Genomic DNA, 11,785 nt, shown 5'->3' on the forward strand with positions numbered 1-11,785 from the left:
GGTCAGCGCGACTCTCACGTGCTGCGCGCCGCGCGGGCCGTAGAAATCGCCCGGCGCGACCAGGATGCCGCGCTGCGTTCGGCCGGCTTTGCCATCGACCATTCCGAAGCCGGCTTGTATCTGTGGGCCACCCGCGGCGAGTCATGCCACGACAGCGTCGCCTGGCTGGCGCAGCGCGGCATCCTGGTCGCGCCGGGCGATTTCTACGGCCCGCGCGGCGCGCAGCACGTGAGAGTCGCGCTGACCGCCAGCGATGAGCGGATCGGCGCCGCGGTCCAGCGGCTCGCCTAGCCCGGCCTGCACCGCCCGGCGACCAATGGGCGTGCACAATGCATCGGAGACGTTCTACGTTCTCGACCTCGGGTAAGGACGGTGCTTGTGACCAGTGCGACCGGCAAGCTGCGCATCCCGCTGTCGTTAGGGGACATCGCTAAGCGGGTGTTCCTGGGAAAACCACTGATCACCGAGGACATCACGTCCGAGAAGCTCTCGAATCCGGTTGCGCTCGGGGCACTTTCGCCGGACGCGGTGTCCTCTGTCGCTTACGGTCCCGAGCAGATCCTGATCGAACTGCTGCCGCACGCGGGGCTGGCCGCCTTTCTCCTGCTGCTGCCCATCACGGGTGTGATCCTGCTGATCCTGCTGCTGGTGGCCGCCTCATACCGGCAGGTGGTGATGGCCTACACCCGGGCCGGCGGCTCATACATCGTGGCGCGCGACAACTTCGGGCCCCGCGTCGCGCAGATCGCCGCGGCGGCCCTGCTGATCGACTATGTGGTCACGGTTGCGGTGCAGTCAGCGGCCGGGACCGTAGCGGTGGTCTCGGCGATTCCCGCCCTGGGCCCATACAGCCTCGAACTCACGGTCGGCGTGGTGCTGGCCATCTGCTACGCCAATCTGCGGGGCCTGAAGGAAGCGGGACTGCCGTTCGCGGTGGCCACCTATTCCTTCATCGTCATGGTCGGCCTGACCATCGTGGTCGGCGTCATTCGTGCGTTCATCGGGAACTTGCCGGTTTACGATCCGGCGCACTTGGCCGGCACCGTGCCGGTTCACCAGGGCAACGGGTTGGTGCTGGGCGCGACCATTCTGGTGTTGCTGCGCGCGTTCGCCAACGGTGGTTCGTCGCTGACCGGGGTGGAGGCCATCTCCAACACGGTCGACTACTTCCGAAAGCCTCAGGGCCGCAATGCGCGTCGCGTGCTGACCGCGATGGCGATCATCCTCGGCCTGCTGCTGGCCGGCGTCGCCTATCTGGCCCACGTCACCCACGCCACGCCGTATCTGACTGAGTACCCCTCGGTCTTGTCACAGATCGGCCGGGCGGTGTTCGGCAGCGGCGCCACCGGCGACGTCTTCTACGTACTGGTGCAGGCCGCGACCGCGTCGATCTTGTTCACCGGCGCCAATACCAGCTTCAACGGCTTTCCGGCGCTGGCCAGTTTCGTCGCCGAAGACCGCTTCCTGCCCAGGCAGCTCACCAAACGCGGCCATCGCCTGGTGTTTTCGAACGGCATCATCACCCTGACCGCGCTGTCGGTCGCCTTGCTGGTGGTAACCGGCGGTTCGGTGAATGCGCTGGTCCCCTTCTACGCGATCGGGGTGTTCACCGGATTCTCGATGGCCGGTTACGGGATGACCAAACATCATCTGACGCATCGAGAACCGGGCTGGCGGCGCCGGTTGGCGATCAACCTGTCCGCGGCGATTCTGTCGACGATCGTGGTGGGCATCTTCGCGGTAGCGAAGTTCACCGAGGGCGCCTGGTTGGTGGTCGTCGTGTTCCCGCTGCTGGTGTTCATGCTGACCCGGCTCAACCGCGAATATCGCGCTGAGGCAGCCATTCTCGAGACGTTCCGCACCGACCGTCCCGAGTTGGTGAAGTACGCGAGGCACCGGGTGTTCGTTTTAGTCGATTCGGTCGACCTGGCCGTGATCGAGGCGTTGCGCTACGGCAGGGGATTGCGGGCCGACGAACTGACCGCGGTACATTTCATGATCGACCCGGCCCACGCCGCGCTGCTGCGAAAGCGTTGGGACCATTTCGAACTCGACACTCCATTGCGGATCGTCGATTGCCCCGACCGCCGCGTCAGCCGGGCCGCGCAGTTGCTGGTCGCCAAGGCGCGTGATGAGAGCGCACGCACCAATGTGACGGTGCTGCTGCCGCGCCGGACATTCGCCCGGTTGCTGGGCCGTGTGCTGCACGACCGCACCGCGGACAAGATCTCGCGCGCGGTCAGCCTCATCCCCGACGCTGCGGCGACCATCGTGCCCTACGACGTGGAATCGAAGATCCGCGAGGCCTACCCCGACACCCTCGAGCAACGGATCGGACAGGGAATCGACAAAATCGAGGCGTGGGTGTCCCATGAGGAGGACCGGAAGGTCGACGCCTATGAGCACCCCGAGCGGCCGCGGTCGGTGGTCATGGTGGCCGGCCTGATCTCCGGGCAGCGGGCCAGCGTCGAGGGGCGGGTCAGTCAGGTCGAAGACGTCACGACACGCGGCCGGACCCACCGGCAGATCGTCATCGGGGACAGCACTGGCGAAATGACGGTCGCCTTCCGCCCCGGCAACGGGGGTGCCGACATCCAGCCTGGTCAGGTTTTGCGCATCACCGGGAAGGCTCGCCAAAGCGGCACTCGGGCCATCTCGATGCTCGATCCGGCTTATCAAGTCATCGAGGATCCGGCCGAGGATGCCGAGTCCGAAGATTCCGAACAGACGAGCGATACCTAGCCTCAATTACGCAGTCACGGCGCGTATTTCGCGGCGCCCCGGTCTTCCTGGTCCCATTTTGGTTCGCCGAGCCGAAACTGTTTACTCCAGCTAAGCTAACGTCGTTTGAAGCTAAACGACATGTGCATAATTACGCCCGGAACACGTGAGAAGAGATGGTGCGCGCCGATGCTCACGGGCTCCCCGCGCACGCGCACGACGATGACTGCCCGATGATGATCGGGCGAGAACAGGGGACATGCACTTTGCGTGCCGCAACCGCCACACCCGTTGCCGTCATCGGAATGGCCTGCCGACTTCCCGGTGGCATCGATTCCCCGCAACGGTTGTGGGAGGCGCTGCTGCGCGGTGACGACTTCGTCGGCGAGATTCCCGCCGACCGCTGGGATGCGGACCTGTTCTACGACCCCGAGCCCGGCGTGCCGGGCCGGTCGGTGACCCGGTGGGGGGCGTTCCTCGACGATGTGGGCGGCTTTGACTGCGATTTCTTCGGGATGACCGAACGCGAAGCCACCGCGATCGACCCGCAGCACCGCCTGCTGCTGGAAACGTCGTGGGAGGCCGTCGAGCATGCCGGTCTCGATCCGGGATCGCTGGTCGGGTCCCAGACCGGGGTGTTCGTCGGCCTGACGCACGGTGACTACGAACTGCTGTCCGCCGACTGCGGCGCGGCCGAAGGGCCGTACGGATTCACCGGCACCAGCAACAGCTTCGCGTCCGGCCGAGTGGCCTACACGCTCGGCCTGCACGGGCCGGCGGTCACCGTCGACACCGCATGCTCGTCCGGGTTGATGGCCGTCCACCAGGCGTGCGGCAGCCTGGGCAGCGGCGAAAGCGACCTGACCCTGGCCGGTGGCGTCGTCGTGACCCTGGAACCACGCAAGTCCGTCTCGGGTTCGCTGCAGGGCATGTTGTCGCCGACGGGTCGCTGCCACGCGTTCGACGTGCACGCCGACGGCTTCGTGTCCGGCGAAGGCTGTGTCATGCTGCTGCTCAAGCGACTCGATGATGCGCAACGCGACGGCAATCGCATCCTGGCGGTGTTGCGCGGTACCGCGGCAAATCAGGACGGCCGCACCGTGAACATCGCGGCGCCGTCGGAAACCGCCCAGGTCGCCGTCTACCGAAAGGCCTTGACGGTCGCCGACGTCGACGCGGCCACGGTCGGGCTCGTCGAGGCGCACGGTACCGGCACGCCGGTCGGCGATCCGATCGAATTCGCCAGCCTGGCCGCCGTGTACGGAACCGGCGGGCCCTGCGCTTTGGGATCGGTGAAAACCAACTTCGGCCACATGCAGTCGACATCCGGACCGCTGGGATTGGCGAAGGCGATCCTGGCGCTGCAGCACGCCGTGGTGCCGCAGAACCTGCACTTCACCCGGCTTCCCGACGAGATGGCCCGAATCAAGACGGATCTGTTTGTCCCGCAGGCTAATACGCCATGGCCCAGTAACGGTAACCACCCACGACGGGCTGCGGTGTCGTCGTACGGGATGTCGGGTACCAACGTGCACGCCATCGTGGAACAAGCCCCGGAACAACCACCCGGACAAACCGTCGGGCCCGCGGCCGGGGGACCGCTGCTCTTCCCGCTGTCGGCCACCTCAGCCGAGCAGCTGCGCGTGACAGCCGCCCGGCTGGCGGCCTGGCTCGATGAGCATGGTCGCGTATCTCCCGACAGCGAAAGTGCGGCTGGCTTAAGAGATCTGGGTTACACGCTGTCGCGCCGGCGCACGCATCGGCCGGTGCGGACCGTGGTGTCGGCGAGCAGTCTCGACGAGTTGGGCGCCGAGCTGCGCGCCGTCGCCGACGGCGATATCCCGTATCAGCCTGCAGTGGGACAAGGCGACCGCGGACCGGTGTGGGTGTTCTCCGGACAGGGTTCGCAATGGTCGAAGATGGGCGCCGAATTGCTGGCCAAGGAGCCGGTTTTCGCGGCGACGATCGCCATCATCGAGCCGTTGGTGGCGCAGGAATCCGGCTTCTCGGTTACCGAGGCCATGTCGGCAAAGGAAACGGTGAGCGGCATCGACAAGGTGCAGCCAACGATTTTTGCGATGCAGGTCGCGCTCGCCGAGACGATGAAGTGCTATGGGGTGCGTCCCGGCGCCGCCATCGGGCATTCGCTCGGCGAAGCCGCCGCGGCTGTCGTCGCCGGCGGATTGTCGGTGGCCGACGGGGTACGGGTCATCTGCCGGCGCTCCAAGCTGATGGCGCGGATCGCCGGCAGCGGTGCGATGGCGTCAGTGGAATTGCCGGGACAGCAAGTGCTGTCCGAACTTTCGATTCGCGGTATCTCCGACGTCGTGCTCTCGGTGGTCGCGTCGCCGACCTCCGCCGTTGTCGGCGGCGACGCCAAGGCCATCCGCGATCTGGTGGCGGCCTGGCAGGAGCAGGACGTGATGGCGCGCGAGGTGGCAGTGGACGTCGCCTCGCATTCACCGCAGGTGGAATCGATCCTCGACGAGCTGGTGGAGGTCCTGGCCGATTTGCAACCGACGGCGCCCGAGGTTCCGTACTATTCGGCCACGTTGTGGAACCCTCGCGAACGTCCGTCGTTCACCGGCGACTATTGGGCCGAAAACTTGCGCTACACCGTGCGATTCGCGGCCGCGGTGCAAGCCGCACTCAAGGACGGGTTCCGCGTTTTCGGTGAGCTGGCGCCGCATCCGCTGCTTACCCACGCCGTCGAGCAGAACGCCGGCAGCTTGGACATGCCCATCGCGGCGCTGGCGGCGATGCGCCGCGAGCCGGGGGTACCACCCGCTTGCGGGGGACTGCCGTTCGGCCTGCGCGGCTTCGTCGCCGACCTGCACAGCGCCGGCGCCCAGGTCGACTTCTCGGTTCTATACCCGGCCGGCCGTTTGGTCGATGCCCCGCTGCCGACGTGGACTCACCGCCGGCTGATGCTCAGCCGCGAGGCAACAGAGCAGGCGCACGGCGCCTCGGTGCAGGCCGTCCATCCGCTGCTCGGCGCGCATGTGCATCTGCAGGAGGAGCCCGAGCGTCATGTCTGGCAAGGCGAAGTCGGCACCGACGCGCACCCCTGGCTTGCCGACCACCAAATCCACAGTGTGCCGGCATTTCCCGGCGCCGCCTATTGCGAGATGGCGCTGGCGGCCGCCCGCGCGGCGCTGGGTGAAGGCGCCGAGGTCCGCGACATCAAGTTCGAGCAGACACTGCTGCTCGACGACCAGACGCGCGCTTCCTCGGTGGCCACCGTCGCCGGGCCCGGAGTGCTGGATTTCACGGTGGACACCCACGAGGAAGGCGAACGCATCCGCCGCGCGAGCGCCGTTCTGCATGCTTTCGCCGCAGACGATGTGGACGGGGTCGACCCGCAGCAGCCGCCCGCGCACGATCTGGCAAGGCTGCTCGCCAACCAGCCGTCCCGGATGGACGGCGCGGAATTGCGAAAAGCCTTCGACACTGCGGGAATTCAGTACGGGGCGGCGTTTTCGGGTCTGGCCGCGGTGCTGGTCGCAGACGCGCAGAGCGGGACGGTGCTTGCTGAGGTGGCACTGCCGGGCGCGATCCGATCGCAGCAGTCGGCCTACACCGCGCACCCGGCCCTACTCGACGCGTGTTTCCAGTCCGTCGTCATGTCGCCCGAGGTGCAGCAGGCCGGGGCCGGTGGTCTGCTGTTGCCGGTGGGGGTGCGCAGGCTGCGCTACTTCGCCTCGGCGCGCAACGCGCAGTACTGCCTGACCAGGGTCACCTCCGCGCGCCCCGGCGAATGCGAGGCCGACGTCGACGTGCTGGATCAGTCCGGAACGGTGCTGCTGACCGTCGAGGGATTGCGGCTGGCGGGCGGCACCTCCGAAGGAGAGCATGCCCATCGGCTGCTCAACGAACGGTTGTTGACCATCGAGTGGGAGCCGCGCGAGCTGCCCGAGGCGACGCGGAGCGAGCCGGGCAGCTGGGTGCTGGTCAGAGTGTCAGCCGCCGACGGTGATGACCCGCTGACTGCGCGGCTTGCCGACACCCTGAAATCCGATGGCGCGCAATGCAGCACGGTGTCGCTGCCGCTCGGGACGGCGGATACCGCACAGCTGCGCTCGCTGCTGTCGGGTGGTGGCCAGACCTCCGCCAACGGCCACGGGAAGTTGAAGGGGCTGACGGGTGTGGTCGTGGTGAGCGCGGCGGGCGACCCGCACGCGTTGCGGCGCGGGCGTGACTACGTTTCGCACGTCGCGGCCGTCGCCCGCGAGCTCTCCGAACTGCCCGGAGAGTCGCCCCGCCTGTACGTGGTGACCCGCAACGCCGCAACCGTGGCCGCCGGTGACGTCGCCAACCTGGCGCAGACCGGGTTGCGCGGACTGATGCGGGTGATCGACTCCGAGCATCCGCATCTGAGTGTCACCCAGATTGACGTAGACGACATCACCAACCCCGAACAGGTTGCGCTGCAACTGAAAAGCGGCTCGGAGGAAGACGAGACCGCTTGGCGCGCCGGCCAGTGGTATGCCGCCCGGCTGCGGCCCGGCCCGCTTCGTCCGGACGAGCGGCGAACGACCATCGTCGATCACCAGCGGGATGGCATACGCCTGCAGATCCGCGTGCCCGGCGACCTCGAATCGCTGGAGTTCATCGCGTTCGACCGGGTGCCGCCGGGGCCGGGGGAGATCGAGGTCGCGGTGACCTCGTCGACCATCAATTTCGCGGATGTCCTTGTCGCCTTTGGGCGTTACCCGACGTTCGAGGGTTACCAGCAGCAGTTGGGCGGCGACTTCGCCGGCATGGTGACGGCTGTCGGACCAGAAGTCACCGAGCACAAGGTCGGCGACCATGTCGGCGGGATTTCCCGCAACGGCTGCTGGGGCACCTACGTTATCGCCGACGCCCGGCACGCGGTCACGCTGCCGCCCGAGCTGCCGCTGGAAGATGCCGCCGCGGTGCCGACCGCGTCGGCGACCGCGTGGTATGGCCTGCACGATCTGGCCCGCATCTCGCCGAACGACAAGGTGCTGATCCACTCTGGGACCGGTGGCGTCGGCCAGGCGGCCATCGCGATCGCCCGGGCGGTCGGTTGTAAGATCTTCGCGACCGCGGGCAGCCCGCAGCGCCGACAACTGCTGCGCGACATGGGTATCGAGCACGTGTACGACTCGCGCAGCACCGAGTTCGCCGAGCAAATCCGCAGGGACACCGACGGATACGGCGTCGACGTGGTGCTCAACTCGCTACCCGGCGCCGCGCAGCGCGCCGGAATCGAACTGCTGGCCTTGGGTGGCCGCTTCATCGAGCTGGGCAAGCGTGACATCTACCGCGACAGCCGGCTGGGGCTGTTTCCGTTCCGTCGCAACCTGTCGTTGTTCGCCGTTGACCTCGCGCTGCTGACCTTCAGCCACCCGCAAACGGTGCGGCGGCTGCTGACCACCGTGTACCAGCACACCGCCGCCGGCGAGCTGCCGGTGCCGCAAACCACGCATTACCCGCTTCAAGACGCGGCCGCCGCGGTGCGTCTGGTCGCCGCCGCCGGGCACACCGGCAAGGTGGTGCTGCAGGTGTCGCGAGCGGGGAGCAGTGTGGCCGCGGTGCCGCCGGAAAAGGCGCGGCCGTTCCGCACCGACGGCGCCTACATCGTCACCGGCGGACTCAGCGGCCTGGGCCTGTTTCTGGCCGGGCAGATGGCCTCGCGCAAGGACGGGGCCGGTGTTGGGCGGATCGTGCTGAACTCGCGTTCGCAACCCGACGAGCAAACGCGCGAAACCATCGAGCGACTTCGCGACGTAGGGGCCGACATCGCGGTGGAGTGCGGTGACATCGCCGAGCCGCAGACGGCCGAGCGTTTGGCGGCATCTGCCACCGCCACCGGACTGCCCGTACGGGGGGTGCTGCACGCGGCGGCCGTCGTCGAGGACGCAACCCTGGCGAACGTCACCGATGAACTCATCGATCGGTGTTGGGCGCCAAAGGTATACGGCGCGTGGAACATTCATCAAGCGCTGCACGAAGAACAAACCGGACAGCCGCTGGACTGGTTCTGCTCTTTCTCGTCGGCCGCCGCGCTGGTGGGCTCGCCGGGGCAGGGCGCCTACGCCGCGGCCAACAGCTGGCTGGACGCGTTCGCACACTGGCGTCGCGCCCACGGTCTGCCGGCTACCTCGATCGCGTGGGGGGCGTGGTCCGAGGTTGGCCGCGCCACCGCGCTGGCCGAGGACGCCGGCATCGCGATCACGCCGGCCGAGGGTTTCCGCGCGTTCGAAACGCTGCTGCGCTACGACCGCCCGTACTCTGGCTACGCGCCGATCATGGGGACGCCCTGGTTGACCTCCTTCGCGCAACGCAGCCGGTTTGCGCAGGCGTTCGGAGCCATGAGTCAGGGCAAACCCGACACCGGTAAGTTCCTCGCCGAACTGCAGGCGTTGCCGCGCGAGGACTGGCCGTCGGCCATCCGCCGGCTGGTATCCGGCCAAATCAGCCTATTGCTCCGGCGCACAATCGATCCGGATCGGCCCTTGTCCGACTATGGGTTGGACTCGCTGGGGAATTTGGAGCTGCGGACCCGCATCGAGACCGAAACGGGCGTGCGGATCAGTCCGACCAAGATCACCACCGTTCGTGGTCTGGCCGACCACTTGTTCGACGAACTGGCTGATCTGGAAGCTGCGCCGGCAGCATCCTGACCGCTGCACACCAGCTAAGCCTGCGGGGTTGGCGCGGGGTGATAGTGCTTGGCGAGTCCGGATAGTCCGGGCGAGGTTTACCCGTAGCCCCGCCAGGGAAAAACTTTCGTAAGTTGGCCATCTTTACTTGTGGACTGGTTCCGATCCGGGTTCATTGATAAACAATATGAAGGAAAGTGTGTGGCCAGGGATTCGCGGCTGGGACTTTATGAACAGGAGCTGGCAATGTCGAACAACATCACCTGGCATGAGCACAAGATCAGCCGCGCCGACCGCGAGGGGCTCAACGGCCACAAGGGCTGCGTCATCTGGTTCACCGGGTTGAGCGGCAGCGGCAAGAGCACGGTCGCCAATGCCGTCGAGCAGAAGCTGTACGAGCGGGGCATCCGCAGCTACCTGCTGGACGGGGACAACGTGCGCTATGGGCTCAACGCCGGGCCCGATGTTCTCGAAGAGCGGCATGGGCCGGACTTCGCGAAGCGGTTCGGTCTGGGCTTTTCCGCCCAGGATCGCGAGGAGAACATCCGCCGTATCGGCGCGGTCGCGAAGCTGTTCTGCGAATCGGGAGTCATCGCGCTGACGGCGTTCATCAGCCCCTACGTTCGTGATCGTGACGCGATTCGGGCCACCCTGAACGACGGCGATTTCCAAGAGATCTTCATCGACACCCCGATTGAGATTTGCGAACAGCGCGATCCCAAAGGGCTCTACAAGAAAGCGCGGGCCGGCGAGATCAAGGGTTTCACCGGAATCGACGACCCCTACGAACCGCCGGCGCGGCCCGAGTTGCGACTTGAAGGCGGCAACAAGGACGCGGACACGCTGGCCGAGGAAGTGATCACCCATCTCGAGCAGGTGGGCGTCATCTCTGCCCCGGTCCGGCGACACGCTTAGCGGACAGGTTCGAGCAGCAACGGTATCGGGATCCGTTCACCGCACGGGCAACCGCTGATTACGCGAAACGAGGTCACGTTCAATGAGTTACCAGGGTCATAACGGGAAGCCGATCGTGGAACGGGTGTCTACCGAAAATGCGGCGAGTCAGATCGATGGATTGCCGCGCATCCCGATCTCGAAAGCCACCGCGCACGAGGTCATCAGCCTGTCCTACGGTTTCTTCACCCCCCTCACGGGTTTCATGGGCCGGCGCGAAGTGGACGGCACGCTGGACAAGTTCCAGTTGCCCGACGGCACGCTGTGGAGCATCCCGATCGTCTTCGACCTGTCCGCCCAAGACATCGAGAAGTATGGGGTAAAAGAGGGCGAACGCATCGTTCTGGAGTATCTCGATGCCCCGATGGCGCTCTTCGAGGTTTCCGAGATCTATCAATACGACTTGGGCCGGATGGCCGAAAAAACTTACGGTACAAGCGATCCCCGGCACCCGGGCGTCAAGAAGACGCTAGCGTATGCGGATCGTTTCATCGGCGGCGATATCACGCTGATCAACGAGCCGGTGTTCAACGAACCCTTCAAAAGTTTCTGGCTGACTCCGCGACAGCATAAGGATGCGTTGGCGGAGAAGCACTGGAAGCGTGCCGTGGCCCATCAGACCCGAAATGTTCCGCACTCCGGCCACGAAGCCTTGATGAAGCAAGCGTGGCTAGCGGCCAATGAGGACCAGCCGGTGGACAACTTGAACACGGGCGTACTGGTCAACGCCATCATCGGCCAGAAGCGGGTGGGGGACTACATTGACGAAGCAATCCTGTTGGCGCAGAACGAGTTGAGAACCAGTGGGTACTTCCGCGAGGACGTCCACCTGGTGTCTTTCACGTTGTGGGACATGCGCTATGCGGGACCCCGGGAGGCGATCTTTCACGCGATTCTGCGGACGAACCTGGGCTGCACGCATCACATGTTCGGGCGAGACCACGCCGGCGTGGGCGATTTCTACCACCCGTACGATTCGCAGAACATCCTCAAGCAGTACCGAAGCGAGCTGGGGATCAAACCCGTGTTCCTGCGGGAGAATTGGTATTGCCCGGTGTGCCAGGAAGTCACCAACTCGGCCCTGTGCGGCCACGACGACCAATCACAAAGCTTCAGTGGCAGCCTGATTCGAAGTATCTTGACCGACGAGGTCAAGCCCACCCAAAAGGTGATGCGGCACGAAGTGTTCGAAGTTGTGATGGACAGCGCGGCCAAGTACGGACAGGGTTCGCCGTTCGTCACCGAGGAGTATCTGAAAGACAGACTGCCGGTCTTTACGCTGAACCAATTGGAGAACTAATGAGCAACGGCGACAAGAAGATCAAGGTCAACGTCTGGATCAACGAGGAGCGGCTGGAAGCGCTGGCGAATGCCGGAATGGCGGACCTGGCGATCGAGGCGTTCGCCGGCATGAAACTGCTGGAGATCTACACCACCGAAGAACAGAAAGACGTTCTCCTACAACGGTTTCCCGGGGCCAT

The 11,785-nt window shown here is 65.8% G+C and carries 4 protein-coding genes and 2 pseudogenes; all 6 read left to right on the forward strand.

All coding sequences use genetic code 11. The features are described 5' to 3' along the window. Window positions 1–291, forward strand: a pseudogene (locus tag A5625_RS18350) (succinyldiaminopimelate transaminase); the annotation flags it as partial. Window positions 292–378: 87 nt separating this feature from the next. Next, complete coding sequence (locus A5625_RS18355) at window positions 379–2,742, forward strand: APC family permease (protein WP_066996992.1); 2,364 nt, start codon at window positions 379–381, stop codon at window positions 2,740–2,742. Window positions 2,743–2,987: 245 nt separating this feature from the next. Continuing rightward, complete coding sequence (gene pks2 / locus A5625_RS18360; RefSeq protein ID WP_066996998.1) at window positions 2,988–9,371, forward strand: type I polyketide synthase; 6,384 nt, start codon at window positions 2,988–2,990, stop codon at window positions 9,369–9,371. A 225-nt stretch (window positions 9,372–9,596) separates the two neighbouring features. Beyond that, window positions 9,597–10,265, forward strand: a complete 669-nt coding sequence (gene cysC, locus A5625_RS18365; RefSeq protein ID WP_066997001.1) for an adenylyl-sulfate kinase — start codon at window positions 9,597–9,599, stop codon at window positions 10,263–10,265. Between the two features lie 82 nt (window positions 10,266–10,347). After that, window positions 10,348–11,604 (forward strand): sulfate adenylyltransferase, encoded by a 1,257-nt coding sequence (gene sat, locus A5625_RS18370; RefSeq protein WP_066996995.1) that lies wholly within the window; start codon window positions 10,348–10,350, stop codon window positions 11,602–11,604. After that, window positions 11,604–11,785, forward strand: a pseudogene (locus A5625_RS18375) (hypothetical protein); the annotation flags it as partial. The gene sat and the pseudogene A5625_RS18375, both read left to right, overlap by 1 nt.

Origin of the sequence: Mycobacterium sp. 1465703.0 (genome assembly GCF_001672975.1) — a bacterium.
Classification (GTDB): domain Bacteria; phylum Actinomycetota; class Actinomycetes; order Mycobacteriales; family Mycobacteriaceae; genus Mycobacterium.